Origin of the sequence: Rhizobium sophoriradicis (assembly GCF_003939025.1) — a bacterium.
Taxonomy (GTDB): Bacteria; Pseudomonadota; Alphaproteobacteria; order Rhizobiales; family Rhizobiaceae; genus Rhizobium; species Rhizobium sophoriradicis.
In genome coordinates this window covers 351,637-374,144 of the sequence record NZ_RQIH01000002.1, presented here as the reverse complement: position 1 = coordinate 374,144, position 22,508 = coordinate 351,637, and the positions used below count along the sequence as shown (strand labels likewise).

Here is a 22,508-nt window from a genome sequence, read left to right as displayed (position 1 = left end):
GTGAGTGCTGCGGCGGATCAATCCGGAAGACCGGCCTTGCGGTAGCCTTCTACGAAATGGTCAAGCACGCGAGCGTCGCGAAACGGTTCGGTCGCCGCCCAATGGCGGATGGAAAAGCCGGGGTTGGCAACAAGGAAGAGTTCGGTCTCCGCCTGCGCCTCGTCGAGCCGGCCGAGCTGAGCAAGGCTTGCCGCCAGGAAACGGCGCGAGCTTGTGCGATACGTCTCGTCGCGGCGCAACGTCTCGACGGCGGCCGCATATTGCCCGGCCGCATATTGTGCCTGGCCGAGCGTCAGATAATACCAGCTTGCCGGAAACGGGTTCAGCCGGAACGCCTTGCGAATCTGCTCAAGCCCCTCCTCGACCCGCCCTGCTAGAACGGTAACGTCGGATAATGCCGCAAAGGTATCGGCCTCGTTCGGGTCAAGTTCGATCGCCTTGGCGAACTCCGCATCCGCCGCGGCAAAATCGCGTTCATAGGCAAGAAGGTAGGCCAGCACCCAGCGGCAGCCGGCATCGTTGGGGTCGATCGCAACGGCCTTGCGCGCTAAGTTTAAGGCGATGCTGCGGGTCGCTTCCGTCGGCCCGCCACTATGAACCCACCCCATCCAGTGGTTCATGGCCAACCAGCGATAGGCCTCGGCATAGTCGGGGTCGAGAGCGACTGCGCGGGTCAGCATCAGATGCGCCTCCTCAGCCGCCTGCGGGGAATCATCCATCAGCTTGCGCGCCCGCACGCAGAGATCGTAGGCCTCAAGACTTCTGGGCCGATGGCGCGGCGGCGGGGTGCGCAGTCGGCCGAGCAACGCCTCGACGATTCTGGCGGTGACCTCGTCCTGAACGACGAAAATATCGTCCATGCTGCGATCGAAGCGTTCCGCCCACAAATGAGTGCCGCTGAGGGTGTCGACCAGCTTGGCGTTGACGCGCACGCGCCCCGCGGCGCGCCTCGCGCTGCCCTCCAGCAGGTAGCGTACGCCGAGCTCCTCGGCGATCTCCCGTACGTCAACCGCCCTGACCTTATAGGCGAAGGCCGAGTTGCGGGCGATGACGAACAGACCCGGCATTCTCGAAAGGTCGGTAATCAGGTCCTCGGTCAGCCCGTCCACGAAAAATTCCTGTTCGGGATCGTTGCCGATGTTCAGGAAGGGCAGCACGGCGATCGATGGTTTGGCAGGCAGCGGCAAGGTCTTTCGCTTCACGCCGCTCAGCCGCTGCATGGCACCCGTGAAGCGGTAGCCGACGCGCGGAACCGTTGCAATCCATTCGCCGCCGTCGGCAGCGGGGCCGAGCAGCTTGCGCAGCTGCGCGATCTGGACGGTGAGGTTGCCCTCCTCGACCGCCATGCCCGGCCAAGCCGCGTCCATCAGTTCGGCCTTGGCAAGGATTTCGCCGGATCGCCCGACGAGCGCCGCAAGCAGCTTCAACCCGCGATGACCAATGGCAACGGGTTCATCATTCCGAAGGAGCGTTCCCGCCTCCGGATCAAGCACGAACGGACCAAAGGCAAAGCGCAATCCCTGCATAGAGCGGATCTATAGTCCGTTTGGAAGTTTTTGAGAACTTTTTGGAGCGGCTTAATTACGCCGCTCCTTCTATTCCGCAGAATTTATCCTCTTTCGGGCGGGGCTTCTGCCCCCTCACCTATGCCGACTGACGAGGAGATCTGCATGACTGCCGCAAGCACGACAGCACAGCAAGACGATCGGATCCGCGGGGCCGCGATGGCAGGCATCATAGCGACGGTCACGGTGTTTGCCGTGGCGCAAGGGCTAACCTATCCGCTGCTGAGCTTCATCCTGGAGCGCCAAGGAACGGCCTCTGGTCTGATCGGTCTGTCGGCGGCGATGACGCCCCTGGGCTTCATCATATCGGCACCCGTAATTCCAGCGCTCTCGCGGCGGGTGGGCGCAGCGCGGCTTGCAACCCTCTGTTCGATCCTGGCCGCCTTCACCCTTATTGCAATAGCCGGGCGGCAGGACGTCTGGGCCTGGATGCCGCTGCGTTTCCTGCTCGGCTTCTTTGCCAATCCACTCTATGTCATCAGCGAGACCTGGCTGATCGCGATCACGCCGGCGTCGCGCCGGGGCCGCATCATGGGCCTCTATTCATCGATCGTTTCGGCCGGCTTTGCCGTCGGTCCGCTCTCGCTCGGCCTCAGTGGCACGGAAGGCTGGGCACCCTTCCTGATCGGCATTGGGGCCTTCCTTGGCTGCGGCCTGATCGTGCTTGTTGTTGCCCTCCGCCTGCCTGACATGCCCGGCGAAGGCGAGGCAATATCGGTCGGCGGCTTCCTTGCGCGGGCGCCGCTGCTGCTGTTTGCGGTTTTCACCGCCGCCGCCTTCGAGCAGATCCTGCTCTCCCTGCTTGCCGTCTATGGCGCGGCACTCGGCAGCACTGAAAGCCGCATCGCTTCGCTTATCACCTGTTTCGTTGCCGGCAATGCCGTGCTGCAGATCCTGCTCGGGCGCGTGGCGGAACGGTTCGGCGCGACGCGGACCATGTTGTTCTGCGTCCTCACTTGTCTTTCCGGCTGCCTGCTGCTGGCGTCAACCTTCACCACCTGGCTCATCTGGCCGCTCGTTTTCATCTGGGGCGGCGTCTCGTTCGGGCTCTACACCATGTCGCTGATCCAACTCGGCGAGCGTTTCAGCGGTCAAGCCCTGATTGCCGGCAATGCGGCCTTCGCCTTCGCATGGGGCATCGGCGGCATGGCGGGCTCGCCCGCGGCCGGATTGGCAATGCAACTGGTCGGGCACCAGGGGCTGCCGTCGTCCCTCGCCCTACTCAGTTGTGTCCTGGCGATTTCTCTGTTGGCCGCGAGGCGGCGTGACCAATGAAGGACCTCGCGTGCTTTCGATAAGTCCCCTCCGGCCGCTAGATACCTACTCTTGAATTTCGCGTTGCAAATATATAACGTGTTATATAACATTCAATGCAATTGGAGAGATTGAATGGTCGAAGATGTGGTGCGAACACTTGGCTTTTTGTGCCTGGGCAGCCGGTTGCGTCGCATCGGCGAGAGACTGCAGGCCGATACGCAGCAGGTCATCGACGAGGCCGGCGTCGGCATCCAGGCAGGTCAGTATCCGTTCCTCGCAGCGATCGACCGGGCCGGGCCGCTGACGATCGGCGAGCTTGCGCAGGCGGTGGGCATCACCCAGCCCGGCGTGACGCGGACCATCGGGCAGCTTCTCGAACTCGGCTTCGTCGATATGCAGTCGGCGCCGGACGATCAGCGCCGCAGATTGGTGTCGCTATCCGACAAAGGACAGGAACTCGTCGATCATTCGAAGGCAACCATCTGGCCGTGCGTTGCGGCTGCGGTTGCGGATCTCTGCGGCGACCTCGACGGACCGATCCTCGAGCAACTCGCTGCCATCGAGGACGGGCTGGCGGCACTGCCGCTCATACGACGGAGCACGGTTGCAGGCCCGCACGCCCTTTCCACCGCGCAATAGGGAGAGAAAGACGATGAATCACGTGCTTGACCGGCCGATCTGGAGCGCGCTCAAAACCGCGCATGCCGCTCTTGCCGAAGGCAACAGCTACGCACGGCGATACCCACCCTCCATCGTTCCCTTCGCGGCCTCTGCCGACGATAGCCTTGAGAGCCTCGATGCCTTGGAGAATCTGCCGTCAGCGGAAGAGAAGATGTTTCTCGTCGAGGCCGGGCCGATCGCGATTCCAGCGGGTCTTGCCGTCGTCATGGAGGCGCCGGTGACCCAGATGGTTGCCGAGCGGCCTCATGAGAGGATTTCGGATTCCCGCATTCAGCCGCTGACCGAGGCCGACGCCGCCGACATGCTTGATCTGGCGAGCTTGACCAGACCCGGGCCGTTCACCCTGCGCGCTCAGAGCCTGGGCAGCTTCTGGGGGATCAGGCATGAAGGCCGTGTGGTGGCGATGGCCGGGCAGCGTATGCGGCAGACCGGTTTCATCGAGCTGAGTGGCCTTTGCACCCATCCCGACTTCCAAGGGCGTGGCCTCGGCACCCTGCTGTTCCGCTTCGTTGCCGGCGAAATCGCTGCTAACGGCGACACGGCCTATCTGCATGTCTATGCCGGGAACACCTCCGCCATTTCCCTCTACAAGGCGCAAGGCTTCACGCTTCGCTCGGAGATGAACATGCGGGTGGTCAAACGCCGCGCCTGAGTTGTTGCTCAACGGCCGGGACGGTGTCTCCTCCCCAACACCGTCCAATTTAAGGGGCTTCGGTTCGAGAAACTACCTTACGGCCGCCGGCAGCACTTCGAACTTCCAGAATTTTTCCGGGCGGAAATAGGTTGTGGCGAATTCGCGGATATTTGCGGCCGTAACCTCGTTGTAGCCGCTGAGATTGCTGCGTATGCGGTCCAAACGACGCGGATCCGTCTGGGCGCCGCGCAGATATTCAATCCAGTACTCGTTGCCCTGCCGCTGGTGTTTCAGTGTCTCGATGATGGGTTCGCGAGCGCGTGCGAGCTCGTCGGCAGAAACATCATGCGACCCGAGATCGTTGGCGATCTCGTCGACAAGTGCATAGAAGCGCGCGAGCTTTGTCGGATCCGTCTCGACGTAGAAATAGGCGTAGCCATAGCCGGGAATTTCCCTCGACAGATTAACGTCGCCGTCCAGCGCGTAGCTTGCTCCTTCTGCAATACGAAACTGGTCGGTCAGCCTATTCTGGAAAATCTGGGTGGCAACATTGGCGGTGAAGGAGCGCGGGAGATCGGAGAGCAAATCGCCGACGGGAACTCCGACGACGGCGGCGGCGCTATCTGCCCTTCCGTTATGGGTCTGCAGAACGGGCTTCTCAGTGGCCGCCGGAAAACGCACGTTACCCCAATCATTACTCGGCGCCGCCTCCGGGCGTGGCAGCAAAGCGCCAAAGGTTTCAGCTGTCAGCCGGATGGCGTCGTCCACCGTCACGTCGCCGACGATGGTGATATCGATCGGGCCATTAGACACCACAGGCCGGAACAGCGCCTCGAAATCGTCCGGCCTGGCGGCGGACAACTGGGCGCGATCCGGAAAGGTCCAGCGCGGATCGCCGGAGTGGACCAGACCTCCGAGGTTACGGCTGACAACGCCGCCAGGGGTGGCCTCATACTGATCGAGGCCGCTCAAAAAGGCCTGCTGCACCCGCCTGAACGCCTCGGGGCGGTATGCGGGATCGGAGGTGTATGCCGTCATGAGCTGCAATTGCGTCGCCAGATCCTCAGTCCGCGTGCGACCGTCGAACTTGAAGGAGCTGTCGCCTACCGAGACGTCAAGGCCGACGATGTTGGCGGTCAGCGCCTTCTGGATATCCTGGTAGTCCATGGCCTTCACGCCGGACAGCGCGACCGCCGGCGATGCCCAGATCGGGAGGGGACGGTCATGCGGCAAGTCCAGCCGGCCCCGGCCGATATCCTCGCGCACCAGCACTTCATTGGCGCGCAGCTTGGTCGGCTTGACGGTAAGCCGTACGCCGTTGGAAAAGCGGACCATGGTCAGGCCGAGATCTTCGACGGCGCGGCGTTCGACCACAGCGCCCGGCGCGCCGAAATGGGTGTAGGGCCAGGCGACATCGGCTGCACTGGAGGGCGCCGAGACGGCAATCGCCTTGGAAGCGTGATAGACCTGCCGGAGCGCGTCGGCTCCGCCCTGCGGCGATTGGGCGGTCTGGAGCACGATCTGCGGACCATTGCCGGAGAAAGCACGCTGCAGGGCCTTATTGACCTCGGCCGCGGTGACGCCGTTCGTCACCCTCTCAAAGAGCGAGAGGTCGTCGGCAGGCGACGTGAAGACTTGATTGTCATCGACGCTGCCAGCCAGCGCCGAAGCGATATCGGTGGTCGTGCGCGTCGTGGCTCCGGCGGCAGCAGCCTTCAGGGCTGAGCGATATTCGAGGATTTCGCGATCGATCTCAGCCTGGGCAACGCCGAACTGTTGAATACGACGCTGTTCCTGGTCAATGGCCCCGAGTGCCGTCTGCCATTTGTCCGGTTCGGAATTCGCCGTGACCAGGACGACATGAGCGGAATCTAGGAGATCCTGGGAGCCGACGCCCGCGCTGATGAAAGGCGCATCCGGCTTGCTGGCGATGGTGCTGACTCGGCGTTTGAGCACCATCAGGCCCAGATCTTCAATAAGCTGCGTGCGGCGCTTGGCCAAGGTGTCGGGTGCGGCGTCATAAGGACGCGTCCAGGCGATCTGGACGCTGGTCATGCCGCCGGGAACGACGATGACATCCGCGCTTTCGCCTTTCGCCTGTAGCGCGCCAGTATCCTGACTTGCAGGCGTAGGTCCTATGGCTTTCCAGTCGCCGAAGCGCTGCCGGATTTCGATTTCCATGGCAGCGGGGTCGATATCGCCCACCACGATAAGCGTTGCCCGATCGGGCCGGTAATTGGCCCGGTAGTAATCGCGGACGAGGTCTACAGGCGCATTGCTGATAATATCGGCTTTACCGATCGGCGGGCGCATGGTCACGCGCCGGCCGGCGAGCAATGAATTCAGGATTGCGAGCCCCGCGCGGTACTGCGGCGTATCGCGCAGCCGCTCTTCCGACAGGATGACGCGGCGCTCGCGATCGAGGGCGCCGGCATCGAGGGTCAGCTCGCTCGCGGTTTCTCGCATCAGCATCAGGCCCGTGGATAGCGTCTCTGGATCGACCTCGGGCAAATCCAGTGCATAGACAGTCTCGTCATAAGAGGTATGGGCGTTGGTGTCCGGTCCAAAGGCCAGGCCCTTGCGCTGCAGGATACGGATCATTTCGCCTTCGGCGACATGCGTCGAACCTTTGAAGGCCATATGTTCGAGAACATGCGCCAGGCCCTGCTGGTCGTCGTTTTCCTCCAGTGAGCCGGAGCCGATGCGAAAGCGGATCGCTGCCTGTCCTGATGGCGTGGCGTTGCGCATGATTGCAAAGCGCATGCCATTGGCGAGCACGCCGAAATGGACATTGGAATCGGCTTGGATGTCGCTTTGCGTTTGCGGCCAAGCGGTGGACGGCGTGTCGGCATGGGCCGGCGATGCAAAAATTGCGACAAGGGAGACCGTCGCGAGAAACCGCCAAGCGGCGGCGCATTCCATTTGTTTGGGAGACATTCTTATCCAGGCGATGAGCATGAAGAGAGGAAACGACTTTGAACCGACCATTCCATAAGTTGCATATTGCTTCAACTTCCATGTGTGAATGGATAAGACGCAGATAATTCGGGTTAGAGCTCGCGGGAGCTCCATAGAAATCTTAGAATTATTGTATAGGCTGTTGATATTTAAATCTTATGATCGTGGCTTCCGTCGTCATTCCCGATGAATTCCCCACACCTCGTCAATTGTCAGATCACTGTCATCGAGCCCGACTAAAAGATTGCGCTTCGACGCTGTGACCAGGAGGGCGCATTCGATGGCGACATTGCAGCAAGTCGCATTCCGGGCAGGATGTTCGCTGGCGACGGCAAGCCGGGTTCTCAATCGCAACGGACCGGCCAGCGATCTGATGGTGCGCAAGGTGCGCCGTGCCGCCGCCGAACTCGGTTATCGCCCGGCCGGCCATGCTGTCGTGCGGCTCGGGCGCAGGCCGGTAATCGGCGTCTTGATCCCGAGCATCACCAATCCGGTCTTTGCCTCGTCGCTGTCGAGCATCCAGAACCGCATGCTGGTCGCCGGCCATGGGGTGTTGATCGCTCAGTCGAATTACGATCCGGCACGCGAGGCCGATGCCGTCGCCGCACTCCTGAATGACCGGCCGACCGGGCTGATCCTCACCGTCTGCGACCCGTCGACGAGCGAGGCGCTGCTCCCCAAGCTGCCGCCGACCGTGCTTCTCAACAACCTGCCGACGGCGCAGTTTCCGGCGGCCGTCACCGCCGATAATCGCGGCGCCGGCCGGGTGATCACGACGTTCCTGATCGGCATGGGCCACCGCCACATCCTCTTTCTCTCCGGCAATTTCGCCGCCTCCGATCGCGCTCGTCTTCGCTACCAGGGTTACCTCGACGCCATGGCCGAGAACGGCCTGACGCCGCTCGACGCTATTCAGATCTCCTTCGTCGGCGGCTATGACCAGCTCGATCTCAGTGCGGCGATGACCTCGCTTTCGCCGACGGCGATCATCGCCTCCAACGATCTTCTGGCGCTCGGCGTCATCGGCGCGCTGAAGCGCGAGGGGCTGTCGGTGCCGGGGGATGTTTCGGTCGCCGGCTTCGACGGCATCGCCATCGGCCGGCTGATCGATCCGCCGCTGACAACCATCGAAATGCCGGATGCCAGCATGGGCGCGACGGCCGCCTCGCTGCTGCTCGACATGGCAGAGAATGCCGCCCCTGCCCGCCACCTCGACGTCGCCTATACGCTGCGCCGCGGCGGCACGGTGCGCGCCATCTAACCACCCGGAATAAAGGGCCGCCGCGCGCTCGGCGTGGCGGCCCCTTCTTCTGACGCGGAAAACGATCAGCTGCGCGGCAGCATCCCTTCGACATCGGCGGCTGCATCGTCGAGCGCTTCCTTCGGCTCGGCCGACTGGTCGACGATGCGCGAAAGATTGTCGACGATCGTCTGGGTGACCTTGACACCGTTGGAGCCGGGGAAGGCATACCAGGGGATCATGACCGGCATCTGGCTGAGGCCCGCCTGGAACAGCGGGTTCTGCTTGTAGAAATCGCCGAGATATTCGGGCGACTTGGCGGCAAGCTCGTTGTTCGGGACATAACCGGTGCCGGGCACGACTACCGAGGCGCCGTAAGGGCCGGCGGCGAACTTGGCGAACTTCCAGGCGGCGTCTTGCTTGGCGGCGTCATGGGTCAGGATGACGACGGCATTACCGCCTGTGGGAAGGCGGCCGTTCACCGGATCGATCAGCGGGATCTTGGCGGTGCGCAGATCGAATTTATTGCCGACATTCTTGATCGTGTTGCGCAGAGCGCCTGTGGTCTGGAATTCGAAACCGACCTTGCCGGCGGCGAAAGCCTGTTCGCCGGCGGGCTTGGTGAAGACGGGCATGCCGCCCTCGGTGACCAGACGATGCAGGACCTCGACGGCCTTCTGACCTTCCGGACCGTTGAAGGCGACCTTGCTTTCGTCATCGCTCAGCATCTTGCCGCCGGCGCCGAAGAGCAGCGCCGAAAACATCCAGTCGTCGCCCTGCCAGCGGAAATCGATGCCGTCGACGCCGTTGCCGAGCGCCTTGATCTTGCCTCCGAGCGCAATGACCTCATCCCAGGTCTTCGGCGGATTGTCGGGATCGCCGCCGGCCGCCTTCACGAGATCGGCGTTGTAATACATGATCGGGTTGGAGGTCGCGAAAGCGAGGCCAACCTGCTTGCCCTTGACCTGGGCGAGCTTGAGGATCGTGTCGGAGAAGCCCTGCTCGGCCATGTTGCCGTCCTTCTTGACGAGCGGGCCGAGGTCGACGGCGACATCGCGTTCGTCGAGCATGCGCAGGCGGTTCAGGCCGATGAAGGTGATATCGGGCATTTCGCTGGTGCCGGCCTGGCGAAGGATCGTCTGGATGCCTTCTTCATAGGTGGCCGAGGGGCTGGCGAACTGGATCTTGATATCGGGGTTCTCAGCCATGAACTTCTTCGAGATCGTGTCCATCACGTCCTTGAAGAAACCCGGCATCGGGTAGTGAACCGTCAGCGTCGTCTCGGCATGCGCGGGAAGCGCGATTGCCATCGATACGGCCGCTGCGGCGAGAATCTGGGTGATAAGTTTCATCGCTCGTTCTCCTGGTTGAAGCCGGTCAGCCTTTGAGACCGGTCATGGTGATGCCCTCGACGAAACGCTTCTGCGCAAGCAGGAAGGCGGCGACGAGGGGAAGGGTTATGATGAGGGTCGCCGCCATCAGTGCGCCGTAGTCGTCGCCGGCCTCGGCGGCGCGGAAATACATCAGCCCGAGCGGTGGCGTGGCATAGTCCTGCTTGCTGATGACGATCAATGGCCAGTAGAGATCGTTCCAGTGGGCGACGACCGAGAAGATGGCGAAGGCGGTGACGGCTGGCCAGGCATTCGGCACGATGACGCGGGCGACGATGCCGAGCTCCGACATGCCGTCGAGGCGTGCGGCATGGATGAGGTCGTCAGGCATGGCACGGAAGAACTGCAGGAACATGAAGATCGCGAAGACCGAAATCGTAAAAGGCGCGACCAGGGCGGCATAGCTGTTGAGCAGCGCGGCGCGGTCGAAGGCGACATAAAGCGGCAGCGCGGTCGCATGGATCGGCACGAGAAGTCCGAGCATGACCAGCACCATCATGGCCCGCGCCGCGCCGAAACGCAGCTTCGCCATGGCATAGGCGCAGGGGATGGCCACCAGCACCTGAAAGAAGAAGATCAGCCCGCAGACGACAACGCCGTTCCACAGGAGCCGCGCCATCGGCACCCGGCTCAAGGCCTTGGCGAAATTCTCGGCATAGGCGAGATGCGCCGGGATGAGCGACAGCGACGAGGTAAAGATGTCGCTCTGCGTCTTGCCCGCCGCCGAGATCATGAAGACGTAGGGCGACAGGAAGATGATTGCGCCCAGCGAAAGCAGCGTCAGGCGGATGATCCTGCCAAGGGAAAATGCGCTCGTCATGTGTAATGCACCCGGCGATCGAGAAGGCGGTATTGCAGGAACATCAGCACCACGAGGATCAGCAGGAAGACCACGGTCATCGCCGAGGCGTAACCGATGCGTAGGTAGACGAAACCCTCCTGGTAGATCGTGAAGAGCAGCACTTCAGACGCCTTGTTCGGGCCGCCCTCGGTCAGCGTTTTGACAGTCTCGAAGACCTTGACCGCATTGGTGATGCTAATGGTGATGACGAAGAGCGTCGTCGGCCCGAGCATCGGCCAGGTGACCAGCAGGAAGCGATCGAAGGCGGATCTGGCGCCGTCCACTTCGGCCGCTGCGTAAAGCTCCCGCGGGATTGCCGTCAGACCGGCCAGAAACAGCACCATGTTGAAGCCGGCCGATTGCCAGACGCCGATGATCGACAGGCTGTAAAGCACGGTGCCGGAGCTGCCCAGCCAGTTCGGACCGGCCAGACCGACAAGTGACAGCAGCGCGTTGAGCGGGCCGATCGTCGGGTGGAACATATATTGCCAGACGGTCGCCATGGCGACGATCAGCGAGGCGACCGGCAGGAAATAGGCCGTGCGGAAGAAGCTGCGCGCCGCGGTCTCGCTCTCGATCAGCAAGGCGATGCCGAGACCGAGCAGGATCGAGACCGGCGCCACGATCGCCGTATAGAGCGTCGTATTCCACAGCGATTTGCGGAAGGTGCGGTCGGTGATCAGGTGAGCGTAATTCTCGAAGCCGACGAAACGGAACTTGCCGTAGCCGAGTTCGAAATCGGTAAAGCCGAGCACGACGACAGCCGCGACCGGCAACAGCACGAAGAGAAAGAGCAGGATCATCGCCGGCAGCACCAGCATCCAGGCTATGCGGGCCTCGCTGCGGCGATGGGCAACGGCGGAGTTATCAGGGATGGCCATGGAGGCGAGGCTAGCCATGCGCCCACTCCCGCTGGACGTCGGCATCAGCAGCGCTGAGCCCGGCATCAGCGGCGCTGAGCCCGGCATCACTACCGGCGACGAAGCCGGCCAGCCGGCTGCCGTCCTCGGCAAAGATCAGCGTGCGGCCGGGCGACAGTCGCAGTCCCACGGCATCGCCGGCCGCAAGCCCGGAGGCTTCGGACGGCTGTACCTTGGCGATGACGGTCTCACCGATCGCGTCGAGCCGACAATGGAGGATAACCTCGGACCCCAGGAATTCGACGCGTTCGATCCGGGCGGCAAGGCCGTCATGCCGGCTCTTGGCGAGAAAGACGAATTCAGGGCGAATGGCGAGCGTGACCGGCATCTTTCCGGCGGGTGAATTTTCAAGCGTCAGCCGCAGGCCGCCGCAGAGAACGACGCCGCCTTCGGCAAAGGCCGGAAGCAGGTTGATGCGCGGCTGGCCGATGAAGCGGGCGACCTCGATATGGGCTGGATCGTCGTAGATGAGCTGAGGACTTGCGATCTGCAGCAATCGGCCGCCCATCATCACCGCGACGCGATCCGCCATCGACAGTGCTTCCGCCTGGTCATGGGTGACATAGAGCGTCGGCACGCCGGCGCGGCGATGCAGGTCGACGATCTCGCCTCTGGCGTGAACGCGCAGATTGGCGTCGAGATTGGACAGCGGCTCGTCCATCAGGAAGATGCTCGGCTGGCGCACCATTGCCCGGGCCAGCGCCACGCGCTGACGCTGGCCACCCGACATCTGGCCGGGTTTGCGGTCGAGCAGATGGTCGATCTTCAGCGAGGTCGCCATATCGCGGACGTCGCGGGCGATCGCCGCACGAGTGGCGCGCTGGCCTGGTATCAGCGATCCGATGAAGGGCAGCCGCTGCACCCTCGAGAGCCGGCGCATCGCCAGCGGCACGGCGATATTCTGAGACGCCGTCAGATGCGGATAGAGCGCGTAGGACTGAAAGACCATGGCGATGTTGCGCTCGGCAGCCGCGACGCCCGACATGTCTTGCCCACCGATCAGAATTTCGCCGCTATCGGCATGGTCGAGGCCGGCAAGGACGCGCAAAAGCGTGCTCTTGCCGCAGCCGGAGGGGCCGACCAGGGCGATGAATTCACCGGCGCCGACATCGAGGCTGACGCCGTTGAGGATCTGGTTTCCGCCGAAGGCCTTGGTGATGCCGCGAAGCGAGAGCGCGCTCATTCGACAGGTTCCCGCTGCTTGACCGCTTGGGGATAGACATCGAGCACAACATCATCGAGCACATGGGCGGTCATGCCGGGAACGGCGACGATCTGGCTTTCGACCCAGGTATCGAACTCGTGAACGACGGCGCCGATCAGGCGCTCGCCCGGCATCTCGCGCTCCATCTTGTCGATGATGAAGGCAGCCGATGGACCCCAGGTCAGCTGAGTATTGTCGAAACGGCCCTGCCAGGCCCAGTGAAGGTGGCCGCTGGCAAACAGCGCCACGTCATGGGCTGCGATCAGATCATAAAGCCGCCGGCGCTGAGCCGGGCGAACGCTCCAGTAGCCGGTATCGCCTTCATCGGGTGCATCGACGAACAGAGGCTTATGCGCGAAGAGAGCCACGCGCCGCCCCGCCCTGTCTTCGAGCGCCTTGGCGAGCCATTCGAACTGGGCCTCTTCCTCGTCATCCTCATGACCGAGAAGCAGCGAATTCAAGCCGATGAAGCGCCAGCCGGCCGCATCCTCGAGCCAGCGATCGTCACCGGCTAGGCTGCGCCAGCGGGCCAGCCGCTCGGCGTTGACGGGCTGGTCGGTTTCCCTGAAGTGGCCGACATCGTGATTGCCGGGAACGATCAGCATCGGGATCGACACTTGCCGCATCAGATCCATCGAGAAGATTATATCCTCGTCCTTGTCGGCGCCGTCGACGGTGAGATCACCGGTATGCACGATCAGATCGGCGCCGGTCGCTTCGATCCAGCTCAGAAGCGGCGCCCAATTGCCGTTGAAATGCGGTTTGTTCGGGCTGAAATGAGTGTCGGTGATCTGGATGATTTTCATGAGGGCGCGTCTCCAAGACCTGGGAAGCGCGTCACGGACGCTCCCTTCTCGGACCCTCTCTAGAAGGCTCGCATGTCAATCAGACATCCGCGGATTTCAGCTGTTTTTCAGTTTTGACATCAATCCGTCATACGGGCGCTGATCGCCCCCGCGAAGGGGCGGTCAGCGGCAAGCTCCGCGGAGATCAGTGCCGAGGCGCAGTGGCGGGAATAGACGACACGGTTGCCGAAACGGGGTCGCTTGCCGGAAAGCTATCTTCGAGGCCTTCGTTCAGCTCCTCTTCCAGCGTTTCGCTGTCATGGGTCGAACGTGCGCTCGGCTGGCCTTTCAAACCCTTGCTGCCTTCGTCGAAGTTGCCGTTGCTCAAGGCGTCGTAACGGTTGATGCTGCCGTCAGCGCCGCGGCCGGGAAATGCAGTCAGCTGAACCATCATCACCTTGGCGTGGTCCAGCGCCGTCGAGCTGTCGAGTTCGCCATGGGAATTATCGATTTTGACGGAAACCGATTCTCCTCCCTCGCCCAGGAATTCGACGATGAAGAAGTCGCCGGACTGTGTCACGCGTGTATCGATCAACTGCATGGAAACCTCCTGTGTTCATGCCAGATCAACGGCGAGCAACATCAGGAGTTCCAGCGACAATACCATTTCAATCGGGGTGAATGCCGCGCCGAGGTTGCAGCGGCTTACCCTCGGCCGGAATTTATGGTTAATTTATTAATAATTCAGCTTCTATAGTTGGAACCATGCGGCCTTTCCGAGTGTTGATGCTGCGCCGTGGAGGAACCCCGATGATCCTGAAAATCCTTGCGCCGAAGACCGACGCCGACTGCCATGATACCGGCACCTATCCCGACGGGATCTTTGCCGAAAACCGTATCGACCTTTCCTCGCGCCGCGACGACCGCCGCCGGTCGCCGCATGAGCGCGATTACGGCGCCGACAGGAAACCGGAAAACCTGCCGCTCGGTTTCGCCTGACATTCCTTCGGGATAAGTGGGGCGCCCCGCGGTTTGCCGCAGAACTGGCATGCGTCACTGGCACCCTGCCCGCCCGTTTTCTTTTGCGCGATAGATGTAACTTGCATGATGACAGTCACTGCTGTAGTGACTATCATCATGCAACGAACCAGCTTCAGTGAGTCCAAATGCCCGGCGGCGCGCGCGCTCGACAGCGTCGGCGACTGGTGGAGCATTCTGATAGTGCGTGATGCCTTCCAGGGTCTGTCCCGCTTCGATGAATTCCAGAAAAGCCTTGGCGTGGCGCCGAACATCCTGACGCGGCGGCTCAAACACCTGACGGATCAGGGGCTGTTCGAACGACGGCTCTACCAGCAGCGCCCTGCCCGTTACGAATATCAGCTGACGGCGAAGGGCCGCGATTTCTTTCCGGTGCTGATGGCGCTGTTTTCCTGGGGAAGCCGCCACATTCCGGAAGAGGATCTCGCCTTTTTCCTCAGCGATGCGGCCTCGGGCAGAGCGCGCGAGACCGTGTTGGTCGATGCGCAGACCGGCGAACAAGTGACACCCGAAAACACCGGCCTGCTTGCAGGCCCTGCAGCCGATGACGAGGTGCGCGCGCGGATCGCCCGCATGCGCGCCTGGTATCTCGGCATCGACGCATAGAAAGGATAATAAAATGGATCGCATCGTTGTCACCGGCATGGGACTTGCCTCGCCACTCGGAACCGGCGTCGAGCCCGCCTGGAAACGCCTTGTCGGCGGAGCCTCGGGTCTGAGGACACTGCCCGAGGATGTCGTCGGCGAACTCGCGGCCAAGGTCGGCGGTATCGTTCCCGGTATCACCGAGGATGTTGAGGCGGGCTTCGACCCCGACCGCTACATCACACCCAAGGACCAGAAAAAGATGGACCGCTTCATCCAGTTCGCCATGGCGGCAACGGAGGAAGCGGTGAAGCAGGCCGGCTGGATGCCGACCGACGAAGGTGAGCGCGAACGCACTGCAACGATCATTGCCTCCGGCGTCGGCGGCTTTCCGGCCATTGCTGAAGCGGTGCGGATCGGTGAGGCACGCGGCGTGCGGCGGCTGTCGCCCTTCACCATCCCCTCCTTCCTCGTCAACCTCGCCGCCGGCCAGGTCAGCATCCGCTACGGCTTCAAGGGGCCGCTCGGCGCGCCGGTGACGGCCTGCGCTGCCAGCGTCCAGGCGATCGGCGATGCGGCACGGCTGATCCGCTCCGGCGAGGCGGATGTGGCGATCTGCGGCGGCGCCGAGGCCTGCATCGACAAGGTGAGCCTTGGCGGCTTCGCCGCTGCGCGCGCCCTTTCCACAGGCTTCAACGAGACGCCGGAGCTGGCCTCGCGCCCCTTCGACACGGCACGCGACGGTTTCGTCATGGGCGAAGGCGCCGGCATCCTGGTGATCGAGACGCTGGAGCATGCGCTCGCCCGCGGCGCCACACCGCTTGCCGAACTGGTCGGCTACGGCACGGCGGCGGATGCCTACCACATGACCGCAGGTCCCGAAGACGGCGACGGCGCGCGCCGGGCCATGGAGGCCGCGCTCAGGCAGGCGAATATCCCTGCTTCCGAGGTCAAGCACCTGAATGCGCACGCCACTTCGACGCCGGTCGGTGACAAAGGCGAGATCGCTGCGATCGGCACCGTCTTCGGCCGCGATGGCGCCATTGCCGTCAGCGCGACGAAATCGGCGACCGGCCATCTGCTCGGGGCCGCCGGCGGGCTGGAGGCAATCTTCACCATCCTGGCGCTGCGCGACCAGATCGCGCCGCCGACCCGCAACCTCGATGAAGCCGATCCTGATGCCGACGGCATCGATATCGTCGGCAAGACAGCGCGACCCGTGGCGATGGACTATGCCATCACCAACGGTTTCGGCTTCGGCGGGGTCAATGCCAGTGCTCTCTTCCGGCGCTGGTCGTAAAGTCCACTTTTCTTACGCTGGAAATGGCCTACACTCTGCTCTGTCGGGGATTATTCTCCGATAGAGCCGGAGATCACCCAATGCGCGCCTTCTTCGCAGTTGTCATTCTGTGTGCCGCGTCCCTCCTCTCCATCGTCTCGGCCCACGCCGAAGATCCGATCGACACAACGCGAACGATGATCGAGGCGCAGATCAAAGCCTTCCTCAAGGACGATGCCGAAACCGCCTATTCCTTCGCCGCTCCCGCTATCAAGGCGATGTATCCCGACAAGAACCTGTTCTTCGCCATGGTCAAGAAGAGCTACGAGCCGGTCTACCACCCCGGCAACTACGCCTTCGGCCGCAGCCGCTCGATCGACAACGGCGCGCTGATCTACCACGAGGTGCTGATATCGGGCCGCGACGGCAAGGATTGGACAGCGATCTACCAGATCACCCGCCAGCCGGACGGCAGCTACGGGATCAACGGCTTGCAGATCATGCCGGATGCGGACAGCAAGGGGATCTGACGGGCTAAGGAAAGCTCGCCGTAACACAGACTGGTTGCACTAATAATTTTGAAACCCTGCCGTTGCAAGATAACGCCAGCGGGGGACTGTCGTATTGAATACTGGCAAGCAATTTTTCACGGCGCTTGAAGCCTTGCGAGGAATCGCGGCCATCATGGTCATGTTCCTGCATACCGGAGGCACGCTTGGCCCGATCCCGGCGAACATCGGTTACCTTGCCGTCGACCTCTTCTTTCTTCTCAGCGGCGTCGTTCTGGCAAATTCCTACGAGAAGCAGTTGATCGCAGGACAGATCTCACCCGTCAAATTTCTGCTCCAGCGTATTATCCGGCTTTACCCTCTCTATCTGCTTTCGCTCCCGATTGGCCTTGTTAACTATGCGGTTCACTTCGGTCTGGACTACGGCGCTCTGGCAGGCCTTCTGGTGAGGGCGATCCTGCTCGTCCCAAACCTGAATGCGGCAGGCGCGTTTCCATTAAACGAGCCCAGTTGGTCCCTTTTCTTCGAGTTCTGGGCCGGACTGCTGTTCTCCGTTCTGCTAATGCGGCTGTCATTCCAAAGCTTGCTGGCGGTGGCTCTGGGGTCTGCCTGCATCACAACGTATGGGGCATCGATCGGAGGCAATTTCGATATTGGCCACCAGGCGGGCTATTTAGGATTTGGCTTTTCGCGCGTGCTTTTCTCGTTCTCGCTCGGAATTTGCCTCTACAGGCTATTTGACGTCCGCAAACCGAATACTGCCGAGAACGGCAATCTTATCGGCCTTCTTGTCTGTGGTTGCTTACTCACGATCACGAACATACCAGCCGCCCTATTCTTCGGCTTCCCGTATTTCGATCTTCTAATATGCCTTACGGTTTTCCCGACCATTGTCTGGATTGCGATGCGCACGACGCAGACCGGCTCAATTGACCTGACATTCCGGTGGCTGGGGAGGCTGTCCTATCCGATTTATATCCTGCATGGGCCCATCTTCAGCCTGCTGCAGTCGTTGCGGCAAAAGGGCTTCAACCTTCCCGCCTCTCCGGGAGCCGGCATCATCGTGGTTATCGCAGTTTTCATTGCTGCCGGCATCTTCGCCGTTCGCTTCGACGAGCCCGTGCGCAAAAAGCTCAAAATCATGGTTTTGCCGAAGCCGACGTCTATCGCCCCGCAATCAGCAACCTAGGCTGAGGCCGCGATCAGACAGGTTCGAGGTCGCCCCTCGCCCATTCCTCCTGCGTTTCCGCCATGAAATCGGCAAAGCGGCCTTCGGCAATTGCCTTGCGAATGCCCTGCATCAGTTCCTGGTAATAGGCGAGGTTGTGCCAGGAGAGCAGCATGCCGCCGAGCGCTTCGTTGGCGCGGACGAGATGGTGCAGATAGGCGCGTGAATAATCGCGCGAGGCCGGGCAGTTCGACTGTTCGTCGAGCGGACGCATATCCTCGGCATGACGGGCATTGCGGATATTGACCTTGCCGCGGCGGGTAAAGGCGAGGCCATGGCGGCCGGAGCGGGTCGGCATCACGCAATCGAACATGTCGATGCCGCGGGCGACCGATTTCAGGATATCGTCAGGCGTGCCGACGCCCATGAGGTAGCGCGGCTTTTCCACCGGAAGCACGGGCAGCGTCGTTTCCAGCATCCGCAGCATGACGTCCTGCGGCTCGCCGACGGCAAGACCGCCGACGGCATAGCCCTTGAGATCGAGCTGGCTCAGCGCCTCGGCCGAGCGGACGCGCAGCGCCGGGATGTCGCCGCCCTGGACGATGCCGAACATCGCCTTTCCGGGCTGCTCGCCGAAGGCGACCCTGCAGCGCTCGGCCCAGCGCAGCGACATCTCCATGGCGCGCTCGATCTCCTTCGGCTCGGCCGGCAGCGCCACGCATTCGTCGAGCTGCATCTGAATATCGGAGCCGAGCAACCCCTGAATTTCGATGGAGCGCTCCGGCGACATGTGATGCAGGCTGCCGTCGACATGCGATTTGAAGGTGACGCCCTGTTCGTCGAGCTTACGCAGGCCGGAGAGCGACATGACCTGGAAGCCGCCGGAATCGGTCAGGATCGGATGTTCCCAACGAATGAGCTTGTGCAGACCACCCAGACGGGCGACGCGTTCGGCGGTCGGGCGCAACATCAGGTGATAGGTATTGCCGAGGATGATGTCGGCGCCGGTCTCGCGCACCTGGTCGAGATACATGGCCTTGACGGTACCGACCGTTCCAACAGGCATGAAGGCCGGCGTGCGGATTTCGCCGCGCGGCATGGAGATTTCGCCGAGACGCGCGCCGGCATCGGTCTTATTCAGGGTGAATTGGAAGTTCTCGGTCATTGGTCTTTCCGGAAAAGTAGGCTCGCGTCGCCGTAGGAGTAGAAGCGGTAGCCTGTCGAAATGGCATGTTCATAGGCCGCGTGCATGGTTTCGAAGCCTGAGAAGGCGGAGACCAGCATGAACAGCGTCGAGCGCGGCAGGTGGAAATTGGTCATCAGCATGTCGACCGCTTTAAAACGGTAGCCGGGTGTAATGAAGATACCGGTGGCGCCGGCCCACGGCTTGATCTCTCCGCTTTCCCCGGCCGCGCTTTCGATCAGCCGCAGCGAGGTCGTGCCGACGCAGACGATACGCCCGCCCCTTGCCTTGACGGCATTCAGCCGGGCGGCGATTTCACCGCTGACATAACCGCTTTCGAGATGCATCTTGTGATCGTCGGTATCGTCGGCCTTGACCGGCAGGAAGGTGCCGGCCCCGACATGCAGCGTGACGAAATGGCGCTCGATGCCGGCCTTGTCCAACGCCGCAAACAGATCCGGCGTGAAATGCAGGCCGGCGGTGGGGGCGGCGACGGCGCCCTCCTCGCGAGCATAGATCGTCTGGTAATCGGCGCGGTCGCGCTCGTCCTCGGGACGTTTGGCGGCGATATAGGGCGGCAGCGGAATATGGCCGACGGCGGCGATCGCCTCGTCGAGGGCCGGGCCTGTGAGATCGAAGGCGAGCGTCACTTCGCCGGCCTCGCCCTTTTCCTCGACGGTGGCATCGAGCGAGCCGAGGAAGCAGCTTTCACCGGAATGGCCGAAGGCGATGCGGTCGCCCTCCTTGATGCGTTTGCCGGGCTTGGCAAAGGCCTTCCAACGGCTGGGGCCGAGGCGCATATGCAGCGTTGCCGACACCTGCTGGCCGCCGGCGCCGTCGCGGTGGCGGATGCCCTCGAGCTGCGCTGGAATGACCTTGGTATCGTTGAAGACGAGCGCGTCACCGGCACGCAGAAACGACGGCAGATCGTAAACGTGATGATCAGACAGCGCGCTTTCCGCATGGGGATCGACGACCAGTAAGCGCGCGCTATCGCGCGGTTCGGCGGGCCGCAACGCGATGCGTTCATCGGGCAGATCGAAATCGAAAAGGTCTACGCGCATAAGAGCACTTTCAAAGCGAAACCCGCCCCCGCGCTTTCGCGCAAGGGCGGGTTCCAGCAGAAATCACAATCAGACGTCGGCGGCAACCCGCATCGAGACGATCGAATCCGGATCGGAAACCGGTTCGCCGCGCTTGATCTTGTCCACATTGTCCATGCCTTCGATCACCTGTCCCCAGACGGAATACTGCTTGTTCAGCCACGGAGCGTCGGTGAAGCAGATGAAGAACTGCGAGTTGGCCGAGTTCGGGTTCTGCGAACGGGCCATCGAGCAGGTGCCGCGCACATGCGGCGTGGCGGAGAATTCAGCCTTCAGGTCCGGCTTGGACGAGCCGCCCATGCCGGCCCGGCCGGGATTGAATGTTTCAGAACCCTTCTTGCCATATTCGACATCGCCCGTCTGGGCCATGAAATCCTGAATGACGCGGTGGAACACGACGCCGTCATAGGCCTTCTCGCGGGCGAGTTCCTTGACGCGGGCGACGTGTTCCGGGGCGACCTGCGGCAGCAGCTGAATGACAACCTTGCCCTTCGTGGTTTCCAGAATGATGGTGTTCTCGGGATCCTTGATCTCGGCCATTGTCTACTCCTCTTGTTTGTCTCGTAACTTACTTCTTGCCCAGCGTGACCTTGATCATCCGGTCGGGATTGCTGACTTCGCCGTTCTGGCCTTCGCCGCGTTTGATCTTGTCGACGTTTTCCATGCCGGAAACGACCTTGCCGACGACGGTATACTGGCCGTTCAGGAAGGAACCGTCGGCGAACATGATGAAGAACTGCGAATTGGCGGAATTCGGATCCTGCGAACGGGCCATGCCGACCGTGCCGCGCACGAACGGGGTCTTGGAGAACTCAGCCGGGATATCGGGCATGTCGGAGGAGCCGGTGCCGGCAAGGCTGGCATCGAAGCCCTTTTCCATGTTGCCGTATTTGACGTCGCCGGTCTGGGCCATGAAGCCGTCGATGACGCGGTGGAAGGCGACATTGTCGTATTCGCCCTTCTTGGCCAGCGCCTCGATCTGGGCGACGTGCTTCGGCGCCACCCCGGGCATCAACTGGATGACGACAGGGCCGCTCTTCAGCTGGATGGTGAGATAATGATCGGCCGCCTGGGCGAAGGCATCCCCGGCGAAGGAGGCCAAATAGAGCACGCCGGCAAATGCGAGATAAAAGAGTTTCATATGGGCTCCGTTGCGGCGGGTTCCGCCTGGTCTGCGTTTGCTAGACTTTTTACTTGCTAGTTCGGGCGCTTGGATGTGAGGGCTTGCAAGACGGCGGCCGGCACGAAAGCGCTGACATCGCCGCCCATGGCGGCGATCTGGCGGACCAATGTGGCGGTAATGGGCCGCGACGCCGTGCCCGCCGGCAAAAAGATGGTCTGGATGTCGGGCGCCATCGCCCTGTTCATGCCGGCCATCTGCATTTCGTAGTCGAGGTCGGTGCCGTCGCGAAGGCCGCGGATCAAAAGCGTTGCGCCATGGGCACGGGCGGCATCGACGACCAGATTGTCGAAGGCGACGACGGTGATGCCGCCGGTCTTGCCGGGCAGCGCTTGCGCCAGGGAAAGGCGGATCAGCTCGGCTCGTTCGTCGAACGAAAAGAGCGGCGCCTTGCCGGGGTGGATGCCGATCGCGACGATCACCTTTTCGGCGACGTTCAGGGCCTGAACCAGAACATCCACATGTCCGTTGGTGATCGGGTCGAAGGACCCAGGATAAAAAGCTGTCGTCATCTGGCTCGGCCGTTGGTTTGACGCCTTTTGTCACGGATGCCGGTTTGCCGCAAGTGATTTGCCCCGCCGCTTCCTGCGGCTGAACAGCGAATGAACATGCCATTCAAGGCTGTTTCAGACAGGACCTGCTTAACTCGGATCATCAAGGCAGCCGATGCCATTCCGGCATCCGGCGTTCCCCGAAGGACCATATCCATGCTGATCGTGCTCGTTGCGCTTGCCGTCTTTTTCTCTCTCGCTGCCGAAATGGCCTATGGCTTTTTCGCCAATCGCTACCAAGTGAGCTGGGTGCGGCCGGAGGTTGCCGAACATGCCGCGATCGTGCGCGCCCAAGGCCGGCTGCGCGAACAAAACCGGGCCTCGAATCTGAACGCCAGATGAACGACACATTCAAGGAGGCTTCAGATCGGCATTGGTAAACACCGCCTCAACATCCGGCGGAACCAATTTAAAACGGATGCGTTCATTCAACCGA

The 22,508-nt window shown here is 62.1% G+C and carries 23 protein-coding genes; 10 read left to right on the top strand and 13 right to left on the bottom strand.

Annotation, left to right across the window (positions count from 1 at the left end; all coding sequences use genetic code 11):
* Window positions 1–17: 17 nt before the first annotated feature.
* On the bottom strand, window positions 18–1,526 hold the full coding sequence (locus EFR00_RS04185) for a winged helix-turn-helix domain-containing tetratricopeptide repeat protein (RefSeq protein ID WP_077993648.1): 1,509 nt from the start codon (window positions 1,524–1,526) through the stop codon (window positions 18–20).
* A gap of 144 nt (window positions 1,527–1,670) precedes the next feature.
* Here EFR00_RS04185 and EFR00_RS04180 point away from each other — a divergent pair, with 144 nt between their 5' ends.
* From EFR00_RS04180 to EFR00_RS04170, 3 genes are all read left to right on the top strand, one after another.
* The gene (locus tag EFR00_RS04180) at window positions 1,671–2,840 is read left to right on the top strand and encodes an MFS transporter (RefSeq protein WP_077993651.1); all 1,170 of its coding nucleotides are present in this window, start codon (window positions 1,671–1,673) and stop codon (window positions 2,838–2,840) included.
* Window positions 2,841–2,954: 114 nt separating this feature from the next.
* On the top strand, window positions 2,955–3,461 hold the full coding sequence (locus EFR00_RS04175) for a MarR family winged helix-turn-helix transcriptional regulator (RefSeq protein ID WP_077993653.1): 507 nt from the start codon (window positions 2,955–2,957) through the stop codon (window positions 3,459–3,461).
* Window positions 3,462–3,474: 13 nt separating this feature from the next.
* Window positions 3,475–4,155, top strand: coding sequence for a GNAT family N-acetyltransferase (locus tag EFR00_RS04170; RefSeq protein ID WP_009996873.1), 681 nt, complete (start codon window positions 3,475–3,477; stop codon window positions 4,153–4,155).
* Between the two features lie 72 nt (window positions 4,156–4,227).
* On the opposite strand, the gene EFR00_RS04165 is transcribed toward EFR00_RS04170, so the two are convergent.
* Window positions 4,228–7,074: a M16 family metallopeptidase gene (locus EFR00_RS04165; RefSeq protein WP_077994077.1), complete on the bottom strand. Its 2,847-nt coding sequence runs from the start codon at window positions 7,072–7,074 to the stop codon at window positions 4,228–4,230.
* 301 nt (window positions 7,075–7,375) lie between these two features.
* On the opposite strand from EFR00_RS04165, the gene EFR00_RS04160 reads away from it, so the two are divergent.
* The gene (locus tag EFR00_RS04160; protein WP_077993655.1) at window positions 7,376–8,356 is read left to right on the top strand and encodes a substrate-binding domain-containing protein; all 981 of its coding nucleotides are present in this window, start codon (window positions 7,376–7,378) and stop codon (window positions 8,354–8,356) included.
* Between the two features lie 65 nt (window positions 8,357–8,421).
* Here EFR00_RS04160 and EFR00_RS04155 read toward each other — a convergent pair whose 3' ends face one another.
* The 6 genes from EFR00_RS04155 to EFR00_RS04130 form a co-directional block, all read right to left on the bottom strand.
* Window positions 8,422–9,687 carry an ABC transporter substrate-binding protein gene (locus EFR00_RS04155; RefSeq protein WP_009992734.1) on the bottom strand — a complete coding sequence of 422 codons (1,266 nt, stop codon included), beginning with the start codon at window positions 9,685–9,687 and terminating at the stop codon, window positions 8,422–8,424.
* Between the two features lie 25 nt (window positions 9,688–9,712).
* A complete protein-coding gene (locus EFR00_RS04150; protein ID WP_077993657.1) occupies window positions 9,713–10,546 on the bottom strand; it encodes a carbohydrate ABC transporter permease in 834 nt (277 codons plus the stop codon).
* Window positions 10,543–11,466, bottom strand: a complete 924-nt coding sequence (locus EFR00_RS04145) for a carbohydrate ABC transporter permease (RefSeq protein WP_077993659.1) — start codon at window positions 11,464–11,466, stop codon at window positions 10,543–10,545. The genes EFR00_RS04150 and EFR00_RS04145 overlap by 4 nt, the downstream gene beginning before the upstream one ends.
* Complete coding sequence (locus EFR00_RS04140; protein WP_009994136.1) at window positions 11,459–12,670, bottom strand: ABC transporter ATP-binding protein; 1,212 nt, start codon at window positions 12,668–12,670, stop codon at window positions 11,459–11,461. Before EFR00_RS04140 ends, EFR00_RS04145 begins: the two co-directional genes overlap by 8 nt.
* A complete protein-coding gene (locus EFR00_RS04135) occupies window positions 12,667–13,497 on the bottom strand; it encodes a metallophosphoesterase family protein (RefSeq protein WP_077993661.1) in 831 nt (276 codons plus the stop codon). The genes EFR00_RS04140 and EFR00_RS04135 overlap by 4 nt, the downstream gene beginning before the upstream one ends.
* A gap of 184 nt (window positions 13,498–13,681) precedes the next feature.
* Complete coding sequence (locus EFR00_RS04130; protein WP_077993663.1) at window positions 13,682–14,077, bottom strand: hypothetical protein; 396 nt, start codon at window positions 14,075–14,077, stop codon at window positions 13,682–13,684.
* Window positions 14,078–14,286: 209 nt separating this feature from the next.
* On the opposite strand from EFR00_RS04130, the gene EFR00_RS04125 reads away from it, so the two are divergent.
* From EFR00_RS04125 to EFR00_RS04105, 5 genes are all read left to right on the top strand, one after another.
* On the top strand, window positions 14,287–14,475 hold the full coding sequence (locus tag EFR00_RS04125; protein WP_039619729.1) for a hypothetical protein: 189 nt from the start codon (window positions 14,287–14,289) through the stop codon (window positions 14,473–14,475).
* Window positions 14,476–14,613: 138 nt separating this feature from the next.
* On the top strand, window positions 14,614–15,120 hold the full coding sequence (locus EFR00_RS04120; RefSeq protein ID WP_077993665.1) for a winged helix-turn-helix transcriptional regulator: 507 nt from the start codon (window positions 14,614–14,616) through the stop codon (window positions 15,118–15,120).
* Window positions 15,121–15,133: 13 nt separating this feature from the next.
* The gene (gene fabF / locus EFR00_RS04115; protein WP_077993667.1) at window positions 15,134–16,399 is read left to right on the top strand and encodes a beta-ketoacyl-ACP synthase II; all 1,266 of its coding nucleotides are present in this window, start codon (window positions 15,134–15,136) and stop codon (window positions 16,397–16,399) included.
* A gap of 80 nt (window positions 16,400–16,479) precedes the next feature.
* The gene (locus EFR00_RS04110) at window positions 16,480–16,908 is read left to right on the top strand and encodes a DUF4864 domain-containing protein (protein ID WP_077993669.1); all 429 of its coding nucleotides are present in this window, start codon (window positions 16,480–16,482) and stop codon (window positions 16,906–16,908) included.
* A 94-nt stretch (window positions 16,909–17,002) separates the two neighbouring features.
* Complete coding sequence (locus EFR00_RS04105) at window positions 17,003–18,076, top strand: acyltransferase family protein (RefSeq protein ID WP_077993671.1); 1,074 nt, start codon at window positions 17,003–17,005, stop codon at window positions 18,074–18,076.
* A 13-nt stretch (window positions 18,077–18,089) separates the two neighbouring features.
* On the opposite strand, the gene tgt is transcribed toward EFR00_RS04105, so the two are convergent.
* The 5 genes from tgt to coaD all read right to left on the bottom strand — a co-directional run bounded on the left by tgt (window position 18,090) and on the right by coaD (window position 22,033).
* On the bottom strand, window positions 18,090–19,220 hold the full coding sequence (tgt, locus tag EFR00_RS04100; RefSeq protein ID WP_077993673.1) for a tRNA guanosine(34) transglycosylase Tgt: 1,131 nt from the start codon (window positions 19,218–19,220) through the stop codon (window positions 18,090–18,092).
* On the bottom strand, window positions 19,217–20,302 hold the full coding sequence (gene queA, locus EFR00_RS04095; RefSeq protein WP_077993675.1) for a tRNA preQ1(34) S-adenosylmethionine ribosyltransferase-isomerase QueA: 1,086 nt from the start codon (window positions 20,300–20,302) through the stop codon (window positions 19,217–19,219). Before queA ends, tgt begins: the two co-directional genes overlap by 4 nt.
* 69 nt (window positions 20,303–20,371) lie before the next feature.
* Entirely contained in the window at window positions 20,372–20,881 is a 510-nt protein-coding gene (locus tag EFR00_RS04090) for a peptidylprolyl isomerase (RefSeq protein WP_004671916.1), read from the bottom strand.
* A 28-nt stretch (window positions 20,882–20,909) separates the two neighbouring features.
* Window positions 20,910–21,482, bottom strand: a complete 573-nt coding sequence (locus EFR00_RS04085) for a peptidylprolyl isomerase (RefSeq protein ID WP_077993677.1) — start codon at window positions 21,480–21,482, stop codon at window positions 20,910–20,912.
* Window positions 21,483–21,538: 56 nt separating this feature from the next.
* A complete protein-coding gene (gene coaD / locus EFR00_RS04080; RefSeq protein WP_077993679.1) occupies window positions 21,539–22,033 on the bottom strand; it encodes a pantetheine-phosphate adenylyltransferase in 495 nt (164 codons plus the stop codon).
* A 90-nt stretch (window positions 22,034–22,123) separates the two neighbouring features.
* Here coaD and EFR00_RS34020 point away from each other — a divergent pair, with 90 nt between their 5' ends.
* Entirely contained in the window at window positions 22,124–22,414 is a 291-nt protein-coding gene (locus tag EFR00_RS34020) for a hypothetical protein (RefSeq protein WP_125461974.1), read from the top strand.
* Window positions 22,415–22,508: the final 94 nt, after the last annotated feature.

Coding starts and splice junctions, on each gene's coding strand:
- EFR00_RS04130 (WP_077993663.1), bottom strand. CDS start 14,077: ATGCAGTTGATCGATACACGCGTGACACAGTCCGGCGACTTCTTCATC.
- EFR00_RS04160 (WP_077993655.1), top strand. CDS start 7,376: ATGGCGACATTGCAGCAAGTCGCATTCCGGGCAGGATGTTCGCTGGCG.
- EFR00_RS04120 (WP_077993665.1), top strand. CDS start 14,614: ATGCAACGAACCAGCTTCAGTGAGTCCAAATGCCCGGCGGCGCGCGCG.
- EFR00_RS04125 (WP_039619729.1), top strand. CDS start 14,287: ATGATCCTGAAAATCCTTGCGCCGAAGACCGACGCCGACTGCCATGAT.
- EFR00_RS04150 (WP_077993657.1), bottom strand. CDS start 10,546: ATGACGAGCGCATTTTCCCTTGGCAGGATCATCCGCCTGACGCTGCTT.
- EFR00_RS04185 (WP_077993648.1), bottom strand. CDS start 1,526: ATGCAGGGATTGCGCTTTGCCTTTGGTCCGTTCGTGCTTGATCCGGAG.
- EFR00_RS04170 (WP_009996873.1), top strand. CDS start 3,475: ATGAATCACGTGCTTGACCGGCCGATCTGGAGCGCGCTCAAAACCGCG.
- EFR00_RS04140 (WP_009994136.1), bottom strand. CDS start 12,670: ATGAGCGCGCTCTCGCTTCGCGGCATCACCAAGGCCTTCGGCGGAAAC.
- coaD (WP_077993679.1), bottom strand. CDS start 22,033: ATGACGACAGCTTTTTATCCTGGGTCCTTCGACCCGATCACCAACGGA.
- EFR00_RS04110 (WP_077993669.1), top strand. CDS start 16,480: ATGCGCGCCTTCTTCGCAGTTGTCATTCTGTGTGCCGCGTCCCTCCTC.
- EFR00_RS04165 (WP_077994077.1), bottom strand. CDS start 7,074: ATGTCTCCCAAACAAATGGAATGCGCCGCCGCTTGGCGGTTTCTCGCG.
- EFR00_RS04180 (WP_077993651.1), top strand. CDS start 1,671: ATGACTGCCGCAAGCACGACAGCACAGCAAGACGATCGGATCCGCGGG.
- tgt (WP_077993673.1), bottom strand. CDS start 19,220: ATGACCGAGAACTTCCAATTCACCCTGAATAAGACCGATGCCGGCGCG.
- EFR00_RS04175 (WP_077993653.1), top strand. CDS start 2,955: ATGGTCGAAGATGTGGTGCGAACACTTGGCTTTTTGTGCCTGGGCAGC.
- EFR00_RS04145 (WP_077993659.1), bottom strand. CDS start 11,466: ATGGCTAGCCTCGCCTCCATGGCCATCCCTGATAACTCCGCCGTTGCC.
- EFR00_RS04085 (WP_077993677.1), bottom strand. CDS start 21,482: ATGAAACTCTTTTATCTCGCATTTGCCGGCGTGCTCTATTTGGCCTCC.
- fabF (WP_077993667.1), top strand. CDS start 15,134: ATGGATCGCATCGTTGTCACCGGCATGGGACTTGCCTCGCCACTCGGA.
- EFR00_RS04090 (WP_004671916.1), bottom strand. CDS start 20,881: ATGGCCGAGATCAAGGATCCCGAGAACACCATCATTCTGGAAACCACG.
- queA (WP_077993675.1), bottom strand. CDS start 20,302: ATGCGCGTAGACCTTTTCGATTTCGATCTGCCCGATGAACGCATCGCG.
- EFR00_RS34020 (WP_125461974.1), top strand. CDS start 22,124: ATGAACATGCCATTCAAGGCTGTTTCAGACAGGACCTGCTTAACTCGG.
- EFR00_RS04155 (WP_009992734.1), bottom strand. CDS start 9,687: ATGAAACTTATCACCCAGATTCTCGCCGCAGCGGCCGTATCGATGGCA.
- EFR00_RS04135 (WP_077993661.1), bottom strand. CDS start 13,497: ATGAAAATCATCCAGATCACCGACACTCATTTCAGCCCGAACAAACCG.